General features: G+C 63.4%; 16 protein-coding genes and 1 tRNA gene. 7 read left to right on the top strand and 10 right to left on the bottom strand.

Annotated features, from left to right (window positions below):
• Window positions 1–2: 2 nt before the first annotated feature.
• Both MKW15_RS16175 and orn read right to left on the bottom strand, forming a co-directional pair.
• Window positions 3–75 (bottom strand) — tRNA-His (locus MKW15_RS16175).
• Window positions 76–179: 104 nt separating this feature from the next.
• Window positions 180–779 (bottom strand): oligoribonuclease, encoded by a 600-nt coding sequence (gene orn / locus MKW15_RS16170; RefSeq protein ID WP_240860051.1) that lies wholly within the window; start codon window positions 777–779, stop codon window positions 180–182.
• 48 nt (window positions 780–827) lie between these two features.
• Here orn and MKW15_RS16165 point away from each other — a divergent pair, with 48 nt between their 5' ends.
• The gene (locus tag MKW15_RS16165; RefSeq protein ID WP_240860050.1) at window positions 828–2,450 is read left to right on the top strand and encodes a helicase HerA-like domain-containing protein; all 1,623 of its coding nucleotides are present in this window, start codon (window positions 828–830) and stop codon (window positions 2,448–2,450) included.
• Between the two features lie 146 nt (window positions 2,451–2,596).
• Here the strand turns inward: MKW15_RS16165 and cmrA are convergent, their stop codons facing one another.
• The 6 genes from cmrA to MKW15_RS16135 form a co-directional block, all read right to left on the bottom strand.
• Window positions 2,597–3,409 (bottom strand): mycolate reductase, encoded by an 813-nt coding sequence (gene cmrA, locus MKW15_RS16160; protein WP_240860049.1) that lies wholly within the window; start codon window positions 3,407–3,409, stop codon window positions 2,597–2,599.
• 36 nt (window positions 3,410–3,445) lie between these two features.
• On the bottom strand, window positions 3,446–5,509 hold the full coding sequence (locus MKW15_RS16155) for an NADPH-dependent 2,4-dienoyl-CoA reductase (RefSeq protein ID WP_240860048.1): 2,064 nt from the start codon (window positions 5,507–5,509) through the stop codon (window positions 3,446–3,448).
• 43 nt (window positions 5,510–5,552) lie between these two features.
• On the bottom strand, window positions 5,553–6,098 hold the full coding sequence (locus MKW15_RS16150) for a PadR family transcriptional regulator (RefSeq protein ID WP_240860047.1): 546 nt from the start codon (window positions 6,096–6,098) through the stop codon (window positions 5,553–5,555).
• Window positions 6,099–6,894: 796 nt separating this feature from the next.
• Entirely contained in the window at window positions 6,895–7,326 is a 432-nt protein-coding gene (locus MKW15_RS16145; RefSeq protein WP_240860045.1) for a hypothetical protein, read from the bottom strand.
• Window positions 7,323–8,501: a globin domain-containing protein gene (locus MKW15_RS16140; RefSeq protein ID WP_240860044.1), complete on the bottom strand. Its 1,179-nt coding sequence runs from the start codon at window positions 8,499–8,501 to the stop codon at window positions 7,323–7,325. Before MKW15_RS16140 ends, MKW15_RS16145 begins: the two co-directional genes overlap by 4 nt.
• Before the next feature lie 66 nt (window positions 8,502–8,567).
• Entirely contained in the window at window positions 8,568–9,077 is a 510-nt protein-coding gene (locus tag MKW15_RS16135; protein WP_240860041.1) for an RrF2 family transcriptional regulator, read from the bottom strand.
• Between the two features lie 118 nt (window positions 9,078–9,195).
• On the opposite strand from MKW15_RS16135, the gene MKW15_RS16130 reads away from it, so the two are divergent.
• Window positions 9,196–10,482, top strand: coding sequence for a uracil-xanthine permease family protein (locus MKW15_RS16130; protein WP_240860039.1), 1,287 nt, complete (start codon window positions 9,196–9,198; stop codon window positions 10,480–10,482).
• Here the strand turns inward: MKW15_RS16130 and MKW15_RS16125 are convergent.
• On the bottom strand, window positions 10,463–12,271 hold the full coding sequence (locus tag MKW15_RS16125) for an alpha/beta hydrolase (RefSeq protein ID WP_240860038.1): 1,809 nt from the start codon (window positions 12,269–12,271) through the stop codon (window positions 10,463–10,465). The genes MKW15_RS16130 and MKW15_RS16125 overlap by 20 nt on opposite strands.
• On the bottom strand, window positions 12,271–12,579 hold the full coding sequence (locus MKW15_RS16120; RefSeq protein WP_240860037.1) for a hypothetical protein: 309 nt from the start codon (window positions 12,577–12,579) through the stop codon (window positions 12,271–12,273). The genes MKW15_RS16125 and MKW15_RS16120 overlap by 1 nt, the downstream gene beginning before the upstream one ends.
• A 439-nt stretch (window positions 12,580–13,018) precedes the next feature.
• Here MKW15_RS16120 and MKW15_RS16115 point away from each other — a divergent pair, with 439 nt between their 5' ends.
• The 5 genes from MKW15_RS16115 to MKW15_RS24680 all read left to right on the top strand — a co-directional run bounded on the left by MKW15_RS16115 (window position 13,019) and on the right by MKW15_RS24680 (window position 17,533).
• A complete protein-coding gene (locus tag MKW15_RS16115; RefSeq protein WP_240860036.1) occupies window positions 13,019–14,140 on the top strand; it encodes a tyrosine-type recombinase/integrase in 1,122 nt (373 codons plus the stop codon).
• 353 nt (window positions 14,141–14,493) lie between these two features.
• On the top strand, window positions 14,494–14,757 hold the full coding sequence (locus MKW15_RS16110) for a hypothetical protein (RefSeq protein WP_240860035.1): 264 nt from the start codon (window positions 14,494–14,496) through the stop codon (window positions 14,755–14,757).
• A gap of 493 nt (window positions 14,758–15,250) precedes the next feature.
• Entirely contained in the window at window positions 15,251–16,672 is a 1,422-nt protein-coding gene (locus MKW15_RS16105; RefSeq protein ID WP_240860034.1) for a DNA primase family protein, read from the top strand.
• Window positions 16,673–16,861: 189 nt separating this feature from the next.
• The gene (locus MKW15_RS16100; protein ID WP_240860033.1) at window positions 16,862–17,194 is read left to right on the top strand and encodes a sigma-70 family RNA polymerase sigma factor; all 333 of its coding nucleotides are present in this window, start codon (window positions 16,862–16,864) and stop codon (window positions 17,192–17,194) included.
• 162 nt (window positions 17,195–17,356) lie between these two features.
• A complete protein-coding gene (locus MKW15_RS24680; protein WP_374247393.1) occupies window positions 17,357–17,533 on the top strand; it encodes a helix-turn-helix domain-containing protein in 177 nt (58 codons plus the stop codon).
• Window positions 17,534–17,833 lie beyond the last annotated feature (300 nt).

The raw sequence follows: 17,833 nt of genomic DNA, 5'->3' as shown, positions 1-17,833 counted from the left end.
GGGGTGGATGACGGGACTCGAACCCGCGACAGCCAGGATCACAACCTGGTGCTCTACCAACTGAACTACATCCACCATCGGCGTCGGAAACCCAGGTGTGATGCGCCGGGTCCCAGAGCCAAGGTCATACTCTAGCGGGTGGCCGCCATCCAACACCAATCGGTTGATGACCAGCGCGTTCAGGCGGGGCCGAGTTCCTCGACGATGGCGGTGAGGGCGTCGGCGTCGGGGCCCGGCTGCGGAACAAACGCGGCCGCACGGTAGTAGCGCAGCTCGCGGATCGATTCCTTGATGTCGGCGAGGGCGCGGTGGGCCAGACCTTTCTCCGGCTGCCCGAAGTAGATGCGTGGATACCAGCGGCGGCACAGTTCCTTGATGGAGCTGACGTCGACCATGCGGTAGTGCAGGTAGGCGTCGAGTTCGGCCATGTCCCGGGAGATGAACCCGCGGTCGGTGGCGATGGAGTTGCCGGCGAGTGGAACCGCTCCGGCGGTGGTCACGTGCTTGCGGATGTACTCGAGCACGCGCTTCTCGGCTTCGGCCAAGGTGACCGTGGATGCGCGCACTTCCTCGGTGAGCCCAGACGCCGCATGCATCTTGGTGACAACGTCGGGCATGCCGGCCAGAGCGTCGTCGTCGGCGTGGATCACGATGTCCACACCCTCGCCGAGAACGTTGAGGTCACCGTCGGTGACCAGAGCAGCGATCTCGATGAGCTTGTCGGACCCCAAATCCAGGCCGGTCATCTCACAATCGATCCACACCAGTTTGTCCTGCACGCATCGAGCTTAACCAACAGGTGTCGATCGCTATTGTTGCTCTCGAGGATGCTCGTCGACGAGAGGACGCCCGTGACCGACGCCAATGGCCCAGACCAGAGCACGAATCCGCCTGCCGAACCCAGCCCGGCCCAGAAGATCGCCGCCGGGTACGCGTTCGGGTCAACGTCGCTGGAATTGGGGACGGTATCGGTCGACGGACAGGTCGACCCTGCAGCCAGGGTGCGCATCCCACTTGCGATGATGAACCGCCACGGACTGGTTGCGGGCGCGACCGGAACCGGAAAGACAAAGTCGCTGCAGCTCATCGCCGAGCAGCTCTCCGCCAACGGTGTGCCGGTCGTGATGGCCGACATCAAGGGTGACCTGTCGGGCCTCAGCCGACCCGGGGTGGCCAACGACAAGATCACGTCGCGTGCGCAGCAGACCGGCGATGATTGGCAGCCGTCCGCGTATCCGGTCGAGTTCGTGTCGCTCGGCTCGACTGGCATCGGCGTGCCGATTCGCGCAACGATCACCTCTTTCGGGCCGATTCTGTTGAGCAAGGTGTTGGGGCTCAACGAAACCCAGGAATCCACGTTGGGACTGATCTTCCACTGGGCGGATCAGAAGGGTCTGCCGCTGCTGGATCTGAAAGACCTGCGCTCGGTCATTGCCCACCTCACCAGCGACGAGGGCAAACCGGAGTTGAAGGCGATCGGCGGTGTCTCGACGCAGACGGCCGGGGTGATCCTGCGCGCCCTCACGAATCTGGAGGCCGACGGTGGCGACACCTTCTTCGGCGAACCGGAGGTCGAGCCGGCCGACCTGCTCCGACTGGCGCCGGACGGCCGCGGCATCGTGACGCTCTTCGAACTGGGTGCGCAGGCCGCGCGACCGGCGCTGTTCTCCACCTTCCTGATGTGGATTCTGGCCGACCTGTTCGAGTTCCTGCCGGAGGTCGGCGACATCGACAAGCCCAAACTGGTGTTCATCTTCGACGAGTCCCATCTGCTGTTCGACGACGCGTCGAAGGCCTTTGTCGACCAGGTGGTGCAGACCGTCAAACTCATTCGCTCCAAGGGTGTCGGCGTGTTCTTCTGTTCGCAGCTGCCGACCGACATCCCCAACGAGGTGTTGTCGCAGCTCGGCGCTCGAATTCAACACGCGCTGCGTGCGTTCACTCCCGACGACCAGAAGGCGCTCAGCAAGACCGTCAAGACCTACCCCGTCTCCGATGTCTACAAGCTCGACCAGGCGCTGACATCGTTGGGCACCGGTGAGGCCGTCGTGACCGTGCTGTCGGAGAAGGGTGCGCCCACGCCGGTTGCCTGGACGATCATGCGTCCGCCCCGCTCGTCGATGGAAGCCGTTGGCGCCGAAGGCATCACCGCTGCCGCCAAGGCAAGTCCGCTGTATGCCAAGTACGGTCAGTCGATCGACCGGGAATCGGCATACGAGAAGCTGACCGCAAAGGTGTTGGCCCCGAACGAATCACCGGACGCACCACCGCCGCCGCCCGCACCCGCGCCCGCGCCGGCTCCTGCGCCCAAGCCAGCGCCTGAGGAGCCCGGAGTGCTCACCGAGGTGCTCACCAGCAAGCCGATGCAGAGTTTCCTGCGATCGGCGGCCAGTGCTGCGGGGCGAGAGTTCAGTCGCGCGATCTTCGGGACGGGTAGGCGACGGAGGTAGAGCCACCCCCCGCTGATCGAGCCGGTACCGAGCCGCTAGGCGAGGCACCGTGTCGAGATCACCTAACGCGACCCGCGCTAACCGAGTCCGAGATGTCCTTCGAGTAACCCGACGAATCGACGCTCGATCACCGACTCCGGGTTCGATCAGTGTTCGTCGTTACCGAGCTTCTTGTAGAAGGAGCCGACAATCGGCGCGACGATTGCCCGCGGGCTGTAGCCGCCGGCCACCGACATGGCCTTGGACAGGGTGCCGGGGACGACGCGCATCTTGTTGTGCGCCAAGGCATCCAGACTCATCTCGGCAACCTTGGTGCTCGAGTGCCAGAGGAAGTCGGGCACCATCCGGTCGACGATCGACGCGTCGTCGGCCGATGGTGTCTCGGTACGCACGGGTCCTGGGGCCAGCAAGGTTACGTGCACGCCCTGCCCGGCCACCTCGCCGCGCACCGACTCGCTGAACGTGTTCACGAAGGCCTTGGTGGCGGCGTAGGTGGCGTTGTTGGGAATCGGCATGTTGCCCGCGGCAGACCCGACCATCAAGATGCCCCCCGATCCACGCTGGACCATCTGGGGGAGAACCGCGAGGGTCAGGTCGTGAACCGCGTTGACGTTCAAGAGAACCTGCGCACGCTCATATGCGGGGTCGAGCTCGCTCACGGCGCCGAACGTGGCGATCCCGGCGTTGTTGCACAAGATCGAGATCTCTCGGTCGGCGAACTCGGCGACCAGAACCTCGACAGCGGGCGGCTCGGAGAGATCCACCGCGCGAACTTCGGCAACAACGCCGTGCCGATCCTGCAGCTCGCCGGCGAGGTCTTCGAGAATGTCGCCGCGGCGGGCGACCAGGATCAGCGAATGGCCACGCGCAGCCAGTGCGCGCGCCAGTTCCATGCCGATCCCGGATGATGCCCCGGTGACGACGGCTCGAGCGGATTCGGTGGGTGACGGCAACGGCATGGCGGCCATCGTAGCCGCCAGCCGTATCGGGCCCGGTCAGCCGATGCCCGCCGCCACCTCGGTACCCTGCCGGATGGCCCGTTTGGCGTCGAGTTCGGCGGCCAGGTCGGCACCGCCGATCACGTGCGTGGTGACGCCGGCGAGGGTGAGCGGGTCGATCAGCTCGCGCACCGATTCCTGGCCCGCACACACGACGACGTTGTCCACCTCGAGAATCCGGGTATCGGTGACATTGCCTTCCTCGTCACGGAAACTCAGGTGCAGTCCGGCGTCGTCGATCTTGTCGTAATGGGCACCCGAGATCTGCTCGACGCCCTTCATCTTGATCGTCGCGCGGTGCACCCAGCCCGTGGTCTTGCCGAGCGTCTTGCCCTGCTTGCCGGACTTGCGCTGCACGAGGTACACCTCGCGGATGGCCGGCAGCGGCCGCGGCTTGGTGACGAAGCCGGGTTTGGAGCCGTCCTCGGTGACGCCCCATTCCTGTTCCCACTCTTTGAGATTCAGCGACGGCGACTCGTCGGTGGTGAGGAATTCACTGACGTCGAAGCCGATGCCGCCGGCACCGATGACGGCCACCCGCTTGCCGATCTCGCGGCGTCCGAGCACGGCGTCGGCGTAGGACATCACCATCGGGTGGTCGACGCCCGGGATGCTCGGGATTCTGGGTGTGACGCCGGTCGCGACGATTACGTCGTCGTACTTCGCGTCGATGATCTCATCGGCGGTGACTCGCTTGTTCAGCAAGACGTTGACGTTGTTGATCTCGAGTTGCCGGGTGAAGTAACGGATGGTCTCCCGGAACTCTTCCTTACCCGGGATGCGCGACGCGATCGAGAACTGGCCGCCGATGCTGGGTCCGCCTTCGTACAGGTCGACCTTGTGGCCACGCTTGGCCGCGGCGACCGCGGCAGACAAGCCGGCCGGTCCTGCGCCGATGACCGCCACCCGCTTGGCCCGACGCGTCGGACCGAGAAGCAATGTGGTCTCGCGTCCGGCCTGCGGATTGACAAGGCACGAAACGTGTTTGCCGACGAAGGCGTGATCGAGGCACGCCTGGTTGCAGCCGATGCAGGTGTTGATCTCGTCGGAACGTCCCTCTTGTGCCTTGATCGCGAGTTGCGGATCCGCGAGGAACGGGCGAGCCATCTGGATGGCGTCGACGCGGCCACGCTCGAGGACTTCCTCGGCCAGTTCCGCGGTATTGATGCGGTTGGCGGCGATGAGGGGGATGGACACCTGGTCGCGGAGTCGTTCGGTGAACTTCACAAACGCGCCGCGGGGCACCGAGGTGACGATTGTCGGGACCTGCGCCTCATGCCAGCCGATGTCGGTGTTGATGGCGTCGACGCCATGCTCCTCGGCCTTGCGCGCCATGAGCGCGACCTCGTCCCACGTCTGGCCCTTGCGGATCAGGTCGGCGATGGACTGGCGCAGGATGATCGGGAAATCGCGCGGCACCTGGCGACGCATCTCCTTGATGACCTCCACCAGGAAGCGTTGCCGATTCTCGGTGGTTCCGCCCCACTTGTCGGTGCGGTCGTTGGTGTGCGGGCACAGGAACTGGTTGATGAGATAGCCTTCGCCGCCCATGATCTCGACGGCGTCGTACCCAGCTTGACGCGCCAGTTTGGCCGAGCGGCCGAAGGTACGGATGACGTGCCAGATGATCGGCTCGGTCATCTTCAGATGCTTGAACGGGTGGATGGGCGACGGTTCGGACCCGGCGGCGACCTTGAACGGGTTGTAGCCGTAGCGACCGGCGTGGATCAGCTGCATCGCGATCTTGCCGCCCTCGTCGTGCACGGCCTGGGTCACCTTCTTGTGACGCTTGACCTCGAGGACGTTGGTCAGCTTGCCGCCGGCCGGGGAGAGCACGCCCGTGCGGCTGGTGGCGAAGCCGCCGGTGATGATCAGACCCGCACCGCCTTTCGCGCGCTCGGCGAAGTACGCGGCGAGCTTGTCGGCGTCCCACACCCGGTCTTCGAGTCCCGTGTGCATCGACCCCATGACCAGGCGGTTCTTGATGGTCATGCCGCCGATCTGCAGCGGCTCGAAAAGGTGGGGGAAGTGCGGATTGCGCTCGGCCGTGTGGGCTGACATGGCGTTGCCTTTCATCTCAGGGGATTGATCGGTCGGGTGGTGGTCAGGATGAGAGTTCGCGTTCGAGGGCCTCGATGACCTCGTCGCACCAATCGACAAAGCTCTGCTCCTGGCGAAGGCCGCCGCGGAGCACCAAGTACTGGTGCAGCTTTCGTCCGGTCAACGACGTCGGGTCGGGGTAGTAGTCGGCGGCAAAGCCTTGGTAGATGGCCAACTGGGCGAGATGCTCGTCCCGATGCGCCTTGAGTTCGCCGATGATGGCAGCCAGATCGCCGAACTCGGCGGCCCGGAGCTTGACCCCGAGGTCGCTGTGCAGTGGTTGCAGGGGTGTGGGGCTCATCGCCCAGTCCGCCAACACCTTTCGGCCGTCGTCGGAGATGGTGTAGAGCTTCTTGTCCGGCCGTCCGTTCTGGGCCACCGACTCGAAGCTGACGAGTCCGTCGGTGTGCAGCTTCTTCAGGGTTCGGTAGATCTGCTGATGGGTTGCCGACCAGAAGTAGCCGATCGACCGGTCGAACTGCTGACCGATCTCGTACCCCGTGCCGGGGCGTTCGGCCAGGGATACGAGGATCGCATGCTCGAGCGCCATGATCCGACGCTAACACTGCAACAGCGCACTATGCAACTGTGTGTATATAAACTCGGGTGCATATAGGTGTCCGTACGCATCGCGTTCGGACAGCTCAGTGTCGCGGCCCTGTGGGTGCCCTCAGGCCACACCCTGTGCCGAATCGGCTCACCTGTGTGCTGCAGCACACAGATTCTCCAACAGGACACAGAGTGTCCGGAGCGCCTCCGCTGCGGGCTGCATTTCCCCAGGTAAGCGCGGTGGTCACCCAACTCGACGGATGGACGCGGGAAGGGCCACCCCACGCTGCCTGAGGCGCCGCCCAGAGGAGCGAGCTTGCGAGCCTCGACGGCCGGGCGAGCTGACAATGTCCTCTCACCAGCTCTTCGAGCCACTCGGCTGGCGCCTCGGGCACCTCAGGGAGCGGAGTGGCCGAACGCGTTACCGCAGGTCAGAAGCCCTGGTCGCCGAGCTCTTCTAGTCAGCGTCCATTCGACGGCGTCGCCGACGATCGTGGAGGCGGGAATAGGGCTGTGGAGCGCGGCGCGGCGACGATGATCCACGAAAAATAGGGGAAGAAACTCTTCCCCTACTCCTGGAGTCCTCCCCGCGAATCTTCTCGCGGGCGACTCAACAAGCAGGGGCAGAAAGTAGGGGAAGAACCTTCCCCTACTTTCAGTGGTCCGGTGGCTCGCTGACGTGGCCCGTTCGCCTACCCTTCGGGGCCATCCCTCGGCTGGCGCCTCGGGCACCTCCGGGAGCGGAGTGGACGAACGCGTTACCGCAGGTCAGAATCCTGGTCGCCGAGCTCTTCGAGTCAGCTGGCGGCAAGCACTGCCATTCCCAACCACAGCAGCGCGATGACCTTGACGACCTCGAGGGCGACGTAGGCGAGGTGTGCCCGGCTGCGCGGTGCTTCCTCTCCGGCCAGGATGTGGTCGGACCGTCGAGTGAGAACGGGCCGCACCCCGACCAGCTGCAGGGCCAGTGCACCGCACGCCACACCGGCGGCGATCGGGACGGTGACTCCGGCCCACGATCCGATGGCGACGGCCACGATGACGAGTACCGCCCACACCAGCTCGGCCGCGTTCAGTGCCCGGAAGACGATCCGGCCGATTCCCAGCCCGAGTGGCACGGTCACGCCGGGCGCGCGGAATTTGAGCGGTGCCTCCATGAAGGAGATCGCAAGGACCATGCCGAGCCAGACGAACGTCGCTGCGACGACGATCGCGCCTGAGGAGCTCATCGCGCGCCGGCCCGAAGGAGTTCGGGCCCAAAGGTCTCGTAGTGAATGCGCGCCTCGGTGAAATCGCGATCGAGCAGCTCGTCACGGACCGACGCCATGAATCCGGTAGGGCCGCAGAGCATCACATGCGATGTCGGATCGACGTCGATCCCGCTCAGTGACATCTGACCGACGCGGATCTGCTCGGAAGTCAGATGACCCGCACCGTGCTCGTACCACTGGATCAGCCGGCCGTTGGGCAGCGATTCGACCAGAGCGGCGAGCTGCCCTCGATGCGGTTGCCGATTGCGCGAGCGGTCGGCGTGGAGCACCGTTATCGGCCGTGTATCACGGTCGGCGCTCATCGAGGTCAACAAGCCGATCACCGGTGTGCATCCTATGCCGGCCGACGCCATCACGATCGGCGAATCATCCTCGGGGAGAACCAGATCGCCGAATGGCGTGCTCACGCGGAGGATGTCGCCTTCGAAGACCTGCTCGTGCAGTTGGCCGGACACCTCACCCGCGAGCTTGACGCTGAACGTCCAGGTGGTCGCGTCGGGCGAGCCCGTGAGGCTGTACTGACGGATCTGGTGGGCGCCGTCTGCGAGTTCGACCTGGACCGAGATATATTGACCCGGACGGAATGTCGGTAGCGGCTCGACACCCGCGACGGTGAACGCGATGGTGTCCGGTGCAACCTGTGTCCGCTCGACGACCCGCGCGTCGCGCCATACCGCGCCGGACTCGACCCCGGCGCCGGCGTACAGATCGGCCTCGGCGGTGATGAGGAGATCGGCCATGTCCCAATACAATTGGTCCCACGCGTCGGCGACGGGCGGCGTCACTGCCGAACCCAGTACCTCGACGATCGCGGCAAACAGATGCTCGTGCACCACGTCGTACTGCTCGCGGGTCACACCGAGCGAGGCGTGTTTGTGCGCGATGCGGTCAATGATGAACCGTTGGCGTCGCACGTCGGGCTCGAGTTGAAGTGCGGCGAAGGCGGCGATCGAGCCGGCCAGCGCTTGTGGTTGTTCTCCCGTCTTCTGGTGCGTCCGGTTGAACAGGTTGTCGAGCAACCCGGGGTGCGCGGCGAAGAGCCGTCGATAGAACGTGGGCGTGATGTCGCCGAGCGCGCCTTGGACCGCGGGTAGGGTGGCGGCGAGGGTTTCGCGTTGAGAATCGGTGAGCACTGCTGTCTCCGTTCCATCTGGCCCGTCCACGGTGGATCGGGTCGAGTCTCGTTGTGGGTGCGGGCGTCAGTCTGCGGTGTGGTCCCGCGCTCGCGCGGCGGTGTGGTCTGGGGTCACTTGGGGTGCGCGCAGCGCGAGCAGTACTGCGCCGGTGGGGTCGGCGACGAGGTCGGCGATGACCTGATCGTCGAGGCTTCGAAAGAAGGCTGTCCGCGCCTGCGCCAATGCCCCACGCAGGCGACAGGCACCGCGTAGCGGGCATGGTTCGGGGCTGTTGCAGTCGACCACCTCACCCGGACCCTCCAGGGTTTCCGCGAGCCATCCGACCCGGGCGTCGCGCCCCAGCTCGGTGATCATCAGACCGCCGCTGCGGCCGCGCCGCGAATGCACGACGCCCATCTCCGACAGCCGGCTGACCACCTTGGCGACATGTGTGTACGGCACCGACAGCTCGGTGGCGAGATCACGCGTGGTGAGAGTTCTTCTGTCGGAATGCTTCTTGGAATCCGCACGGTCGGCAGCCGCGAGGCGCATGACGACCCGGAGTCCGATGTCGGTGAACCGGGTCAGCTGCATGATGCGAGTCAACCATAATTGGAATATGAAATGCATATTTAATGCAGGTGATCCCGGTCACTCCATGGCGTTCTGCGCAGACGCGGCGTAACGGACGGCGATACCGCAGACTGAGGCGATGAGCGATGGCCCAGGGCAGTTCTTCCGGTGGCAGCGGATAGACGAGATCGGGGTGGGGAAGGTGGTGGGGCCGGGGGAGCGGCTTAGCTGGCCGCGCACGGTCGGGATCGGATTGCAGCATGTCGTGGCCATGTTCGGCGCGACCTTCCTGGTGCCGGTGCTCACCGGATTCCCGCCGTCGACCACGCTGCTGTTCTCCGGTATCGGCACCGTGCTGTTCCTCGTCATCACGCGAAACCGGTTGCCGAGCTACCTCGGCTCGAGTTTCGCGATCATCGCGCCAGTCGGTGCCGCCACGGCGTCGCACGGTCAGTCGTCGGCACTCGGCGGAATCGTCTTCGTCGGAGCATCTCTCGTGATCATCGGCGTCGTCAGCCATGTCGCCGGCACCGGCTGGATCGAAGTGCTGATGCCGCCGATCGTCACCGGGACCGTCGTCGCGCTCATCGGACTCAACCTCGCGCCGAGTGCAAAGAACAACTATGCGCAGGACGCGGTCACGGCGACCGTGGTGCTCGTCTTGCTGATCTTGTGCGTCGTCTTGTTCCGCGGCCTGATCGGTCGTCTGGCGATCTTCGCGAGCGTCGTTCTCGGCTATCTGTTCGCGCTCGCGCGCGGCGAGGTGGACACCGCTCCCATCGGCGCCGCGTCGTGGGTTGGGTTGCCGGACTTCCAGACTCCGACCTTTCACCTCTCGGTGGTCCCGTTGTTCTTGCCGGTGGTGTTGGTGCTCGTGGTGGAGAACATCGGCCACGTGAAGTCGGTCGGCATGATGACCGGTGTCGACTACGACCGCCGCATCGGGCGTGCGCTGGCGGCCGACGGTCTGGCCACCATGCTCGCCGGCAGTGGCGGCGGATCGGCCACCACCACCTACGCGGAGAACATCGGCGTGATGGCGGCAACCAAGATCTACTCGACGGCGGCCTATTGGGTTGCCGGTCTCGCGGCCATTCTCCTCGGGCTGTCGCCCAAGGTCGGTGCCGTCATCAACTCGATTCCGGCCGGTGTGCTCGGTGGGGTCACCACGGCGCTCTATGGTCTCGTCGGCGTGATCGGTGTGCACATCTGGGTGACGAACCGAGTCGACTTCGGTCTGCCGATCAACCAGTTCACCGCAGCAATCCCGCTGGTCATCGGTATCGCCGACTTCCAGTGGATGATCGGTGATCTCGAGTTCGGCGGGATCGCGCTCGGTTCGATCGCCGCACTCGTCATCTATCACGTCATGCACCAGATCGGCGGGTGGCGTGGCACCGCGGGCGTCAGCGTTCGGAATACCTGAGCAGCCTCGACCATTCGGGACTGAGCAATCCGTACGCGGTGTCGCGTCCGTTCAGGACATCGAGCAGCTTGTCGACGGGGTTGAGCACGTCATGCCCCAACCGTTGCGGGGTGACGGTGTCGGGCTCCCGGTAGATGTAGAGATCCGGCTGCTGCCCGGTGATGACCTTCACCATGTTGCGGAACGCGGTGGAATTCGGATCGTCCCAGTAGTCGCCGTGTGCCCGTGCTCCCGAGTCGTGGGTTACGCCGTCACGTTCATACGTGCCGGTGTCGAGTCGGGTGATGCCCGGGGCCGAATCAGGGTCGGCGCCATGGGGATTGCCGGGCAGTGATTGCACGTGATGGATGAAATCCCCGGGAAACGTCAGCGAGAATCTATGCGTATCAGGACTTGTCGGATTGCCGTCGTAGAGCCCGGTGCCCGCCGACGATGCGTAGATGATGTTGTCGGCGCGCAATCCGAGTTGGTCGGCAGTACCCACGATCGACCCGCCGTACGAATGCCCGATGTAGGTGGTCTTGGCGCCCGGTGCATGCTCGGCCAGTTCGACGTCGAGCTCGTGGCCGAAGGAGACCAGCCGTGGTGCCATGTCCGCGGCGAAGTGCGGGTCGACGGCGCTGCCGGACAGACCTGCCGTGGCGTGCAGAAGGGCTTGTCCGGCGCCGAATTGCGGGACGGCGGCCACTGAGGAGCCCAGACCCTTTCGCAGGGAATCCAGAAGGTGTTCGTGGCCGATGCGCTGCGGGAGGTCGCCGTCCATGTACACGATGACCGGGCCGCCCGTTTGGTGTGCGAGGTTCCACGCGGCCTTCCGGTTGCTCCGGTCCGGCGATGCCACGCCGCTGAGGTTGCTTCCGGTCCCCGGCACGTACACGGTGGCGTTGCGCGTGCCTGGTCGTAGGGCGCCGATCATCTCGACGACCCGGCCGTTCGCGGTGTTCTCGAACACGAGGAACTGGCGCTCCGATGTCCCGTCCGTGCCCGTCGGGTACGGGTCCGCGGTTTGTTCCAGCATCTTGCGGAGTTGATCCGCGCGGCGTCCGGTGCCGCGTCCGGCCTGGATCTCGTTCGCGAGCGCGTCGCGAATGTTGGTCTCGTTGGCCGTGATTCGATACTCGAATCCGACGCCGTCCATGTTCCCCATCGCCTCGGGGTCGGCCTGGATCACTCGACGAATGTCGGTCGGGCTCATCTGGCGCAGGATCGCCCGACGCTGATCCGGCGTCAGATGGCGCAACATGTCCACCACTTGATCGGGGTCGAGCCTCTCGCCGCCCGGAATGGTCACATCGGGCTGGCCGTTCACCATGGCGGCGAGATCGCTTGCAAGGTCGGAGATCTGACGTCCGTACGCGGTGTCGGACTTCTCGAGCGAGTCGAGTCCACCGCTGATCGCGGTGGCGAACTGCTCGGTGTCGGTGGTGGTCGAACCGTCGGGCAGGGCGACATCGCCCGCGTCGGACACGCGGTAGCCGAGGAATTCGGCGATCTGCACGTTGCCCAGCACATGGTCACGCATGTGAGCGAGATCTGTGCAGGCATCGGCGGCCGAGTCGGCAATCTGCTGGAGAACGTTACGCACCTCGTGAGCGTGGTCCTGTTCTTGGGTCACGCGGGTAGACGCTGCGCGTTGCGTGGCACCGAACCACAAGCGGGCGTCATCCATCGACCGCACGACCGTGTCGAGCGAGGTGTCGAGCGCGAACGCGGCATTGCCCGCAGCGGCGGCAGCTCTGCCGATCGAGTTCGTATCCCATTGCTGGAGTTGAGAAATGGTCGGCCGCATCAGCGTGTCCGGAGTTGGTCGAATCCGGCTGCTGCACGTGCGTCGGAATCGGTCGCCTCGACGTTGAACGCCCGCAACAGACCGCTCATGTCCCCGAGCCGTTTGCCGATCGACGCCGTGGCGCTCGCCGCCGGCTGCCGCGCGGCACCCAGAGCGTCGACAACGGCGCTCGACGGACCGACGCACGATCCGAATGCCTCGAAGCTGATGGCGTGCACCGCCACGTGCTGACGATGCCAGGTGTCGGCGATCTCGGTGATCTCCTGCTGATCGATGCCGAAGTGGAATATCGAAGTGAACGGGCTCATGAATGCTCCATCGAGACGTCGGAAGGGTGGAGACGTCGCCGGGTATCCGGCTATGTCAGTTCGACGCTTGCGAGTGGCCATCCGGTTCCACCGTCGATCACAAGGGGAACGGCCGTGGCCGGAACTGTCTACGGCGCGCCCGCGTGAATCTCTTTCAAACGACACAGTGGGCGCACACCGGCCGGAGGCCGGCAAGGGTGTCACGGTGCCCCCGGCAGGACTCGAACCTGCGACCTAGGGATTAGAAGACCGTTCGGGCGTCAACGTACACCACAACTCCACTACCTGCACGAACAACCCGAATATGCCCTGTTCGCATAGCGTGTCGCCCTACAGAGGGAACGCACCGGAGCGAACGGGAACGACAACGGTTGATAGGTGTTTGCTACACGTTTGCCGATCTAGATTCTTGCGTGTAGCAGCGCGTACCCTTACCGGCATGGCTTGGGCAGTGAAACTCCCGTCTGGAAACTTCCGGGGCATGTACCGCGATGCGGACGGCAAGCAACGATCGGCGGGCACCTACAGGCGGAAGTTGGAAGCTGCGAGCGCAGCGGATCGCGCGGAAAAGCAGGTGCGGAATGATCCTGAGGCGTTGGGCACCCTGACGTTCGCCGAGTTCCTTCCGGTGTGGCGCGCTCAGCGTGTGGTGCAGCCAAACACCGCTCAGGGTGACGAATCCAAGCTGACTAATCGTGTGGTGCCGAAGTGGGGTGAGGTGTTCCTGCGGGATATTCGGCAGGCCGACGTTCAGGCGTGGATTGCGGAGATGTCTCGGGACGGGCTGGCGGCATCGACAATTCAGAAGCACGTCAACCTGTTGTCGTCGGTGATGCGGGCTGCGCTTGCTGCGGGGAAGCTGCCGGTTGGTGATCGTGGGGAGCCGCCAACGAATCCGTGTAAGGGCGTCACGGTGCCGAAGCCGGACCCGTCGCCGGAACGCTACTTGTCCGATGCGGAGGTCACTGCCGTTCGGGACTTGTTGGAGGGGTTCGACAGGTTCGTGTTCGATGTGCTGATCGGCACCGGGGCCAGGTGGGGGGAAGCGGTGGCGCTCACGTGGGATCACGTGGATGTGAAGAACCGGACGGTTGAGATTGCGATTGCTTACGATCGGGCGGCTAAGGGGTTTAAGGCGACGAAGGGTCACGCGAAGCGCGTTGTTCCGTTGGGGGGGACGTTGGCGGGTGTGCTTGCTGATCGGTTGCGGTTGGTTGGTTTCGGTGAGCCGCCAAGTCTTCCGTTCGTGAAGGTGCCGAAGCCGCGTAGCGCGTTGTTGTTGGGCAATGCTGCGGGGTTGCCGTATGACTCGGCGTTGTTCTCGAAGCGGCTTGATGCTGCGGGGCGGGCGGCTGTGGTGGAGGTGGAGGGGCGGAAGCGGAAGGTTGGGCATATCCGGCCCCATGATTTGAGGCACACGTACGCTTCGCGGTTGGTGCAGCGGGGTGTTCCGATTCAGGAGGTGCAGCAACTACTTGGGCACCAGTCGATTGCTACGACGCAACGCTATGCGCGGCTGGGTTCGTCGGGTTGGGATGCGGTGCGGAACGCGCTCGGCTAGGTCGCCCTAGCATGCCGAAGCGTTGTGAGTCAACCCTTAAATCCCATCATGTGGGATAAGATCGGACATTTAGACGCTCTGGCTGTGAGCTTCGTCACAGGTGTGACGTGTTATCCACAGGGGTCGAGCATGAAACGCCTGGTCGAACTTTACTCGACGGTAAGTCTGTGGATAACTGCTGAGTACAATGGCTGATGTAGGCGGAACGGGTCCACCGTGACCGCCTTTTCTTGTGGGCAAATCAACGCTCACAGACTCCCAATGGTAGCCCCGCATCGACGGGGCTAGTCGTGTTGCCGATGGCAGGGGAAGCCGGATCGGCGGGGGTCTCGACAGTAGAAGGGGTTCCGCCTATGGGCGACTGGAAAACCGAGCAGATAGGGGCGATCGGTTCGGCGATGAGTGTTCGGATTCGCGAGCATGACGGGGATGAGGGTGAGGTGTGGCCGGTGGTTTGTCTGCTGCGGCAACGCAACGCCGATGACGGGGAGTGTCGCGTGGTGCTTGGTGTTTTGCATGCGGAGTCGGGTTCGGTGGTGCCGTTCGTTGAGCGGTGCTCGGATGGGCTGGCGATGACGTTGGCGACTGATGCGGACCGTTGCTGTTCAGTTACTTGAACAGATTCTTGAGCCGAAAGCGCAGGTGGTGGCCGGGGGCGGCTGTGAACCTGTTCAGAATTTTGAACGGCGGACTTGCTGGTTTGGATTGCCGCGCAACACAATTGACGTGCAAGGCAAACTTTGAGTTGAGGGAGAATTTTCAAATGGGCATGGCCCCACGCTCGCGTGCCTGTCACCGACCAGTGTCACCGGCTGTCACCGGCTTGTCACCGACAGTGTCACCGGCTGGCTGGCTCCAAAAAGATGCCCTGACCAGGGCAAACACCAAGTGTCACCGGCTGTCACCGACAAAACCCAACTCTGTTCGTTCGGGCAGGGCTTGTCAGTCAAAACGACTGCAGTGGGGTTTTGTTGGTGACACTGGTGACACCTAAACAAAACCGCAGGTCACGCATAGCTTCGCTGTCACCGGCTGGTTGGTGACACGTCGGTGACAGCAACCCGAATCCTTATCAAAACCTGAGAGTCCTACGGAAGGGACACGAGTCACATGGATGATGACAACCACAGCGACGACATTCTGGCCCAACAGGTCGAAGACATCTTCGCAACCACCAAAGACCCAGAATTGCGCGCTGGTTTGGAAGACCTGGTGCGTACGATCCCCGGTCCAGACGAACCATACGCGGTGGCGAAACTACTTGCCGCGCTGGGGGTCAACGTCAACCAGCCGTTCAAGTCGTGGGGAAACAGCTTCTATCTGTACACGGGCCAGCACTGGCGGAAGATGCCCGACGCCACGATGCGATCCCGCGTCTACGCCTATCTCGACGGCAAAAAGTATCTCGGGGCCAACGGAAACCCGACCGCCTGGAAGCCGGGTAAGGGCAACGTCGGCGGCATCATGCACGCCCTACACGCCAAGGTCGATGCCTTCGAAGAGACGTTGACTCAGGATGACGGAGCTATCCCTGTCGCCAATGGGTGGCTGCTTCCCAGCACGAGGGCGTTGCAGCCTCACACGTCGGCGCGTTTCAACCTGTTCGCGTCGACTGTGAGGTTCGATCCGAAGGCGCCGAAACCTAGCGCGTGGTTGAACTTCCTGGATGACGTTCTGCCTGACCAAGAATCGCAAAACCTGCTCGGGGAGTGGTTCGGCTACGTGCTGTCGGGCCGGACGGACCTACAGAAGGCGCTCATGCTGAAGGGTGCGCCGCGATCGGGCAAAGGCACGATGACGACGGTTCTACAGGAGATGATCGGACCCGGTGGACATGTCGGCATCTCAATGGCGATGCTCGGGGAGAGGTTCGGTCTTGAGCCAGTCATAGGCAAATCGCTTGGCGTGATTGGCGATGCGCGCATGGGTTCCAACAGTTCCATTGCGGTGGAGCGCCTGCTGTCGATCACAGGTGAAGACATGGTCTCTGTCGAAGAGAAGAACAAACCTGCGTTCTCGATTCGGATGCCGCTGCGAATCATGCTGCTAACCAACGAGATGCCGAATCTTCGGGATGCAAGCACGGCTTTGGCGAACAGGTTTCTTGTGTTGGAGACGGGGCAGTCATTCCTCGGTCGGGAGGATGTGGGCTTGCGTGATCGTCTGATGGCCGAGCTTCCGGGGATTCTGAACTGGGCGCTCGATGGGCTGGACAGGTTGAATGAGCAACGGGGATTTACGGTGCCGGTGTCCTCGGCGCAGGCGACCGATGATCTCGTACGCACCACGTCGCCCCTGTCGGCGTTCGTGGCCGATGAGTGCGAGGTCTCCGAAGGTGCGGTCGTGCCCGCTTCGGCCCTGTTCGGGCACTTCAAGGAGTGGTGCGCGTCAAACGGATTCCAGGCAACCAACTCGCAGCAGTTCGGCTCTCAGTTGCGGTCGACATTGCCGAGAGTTGATCGAAAGCAGCGCCGCATAGACGGCAAGCAGCAGTGGTGCTACACCGGCATCGCGGTTGCGGAAGGGCGATGATGGACAAGGTAATTAGCAGTGATGGTGAGGGGAAACCGGTGCGGGTGCGTGACCGCAAGTCGGGCGATGGGGTGATGTTGACTCAGGGTCCGTCGACAGTCTGGCTGTCGGGCCGGGAGGTGGATTCTCTGGTGGAGTTGTTGGGGGAGTTGACTAGACGCTGACGAGATTGAGGGCCGGGTTGGTGTCGTGTCGGCATCACCCGGCCCCTTCTCCTATCACGAGTTCGATGGTTTCAAACTGCCTGCTGTAGAGCGCCGCGAAGCGGTGGAGGATTTGCGTTGGAATCACGGTTTGTCTGGTGAAGCAATCGCAGACGCACTCGGCGTGGACCCGAAGACCGTCGCCAATGATATCAAGGCAACTCTGGAAAGTTCCAGAGACGATCCCCCGCCACCTCCCACAGGTAAAGACGGGCGCAAACGCGACACCAACAACATCGGACGCAAACCATTCAAGCCGAAATCGCAAAACCGCGACGGCGACTGGAATGAGGGCCGGAAAGCTCAAGAGCAGAAGTGAATCAGGGCCGAGTTACTCGCGCACATTCTGCAAGAAACTTCGTGTCCGACATGTTTGTACACTAATGGTATATGGGCGCAGGAACGGAAAAACTAATTGCGTTGCCCACCAACCAATAAACTAGAAAATATACGGACACAACGAAACGACAGGGGGTGAACATTGACCGAGATCGGATACGAACCCATCTCAGCACTCATCGAACTTACCGGACTATCCCAGCGCACAGCAATCAACCTGATTGACACCGGAGAACTCAGGGGCCGCAAGATTGGTGGCCGCTGGTTTGTTACTCGCGAGCAGTTGCGGGAGCTTGAGCGCGAGTCTGTGAGCGAGTGACGTGTATTGAAACCGACTGCTCGAATCCCAGAGGCAAGGCCCGTAACTTATGCCATCGCTGCTATATGAGACGTTGGCGAGCAGGAACGCTAGAGCCGATCGCCCACCGGCAAAACCCGTTCGCACAAGAATGCATCGACCTGTTCCATGAACTGAAGGCCGAGCAGGATGCACGCCTGGAAGCCGAGTGTGTCGGGTACGACACGGAGATCGAAGACTTCCATCGGGAGATCGAACCGCGAATAACGTACGCGGAAGTCCTGAAACAGGTTTCCCGTGAATGGGGAGCCCGCAGGAACT

The sequence above is a fragment of the Gordonia gummivorans genome, from assembly GCF_022513585.1.
Classification (GTDB): Bacteria; Actinomycetota; Actinomycetes; order Mycobacteriales; family Mycobacteriaceae; genus Gordonia.
The sequence above is the reverse complement of the archived record's forward strand: the minus strand, read 5'-3'. Positions and strand labels throughout refer to the sequence as shown.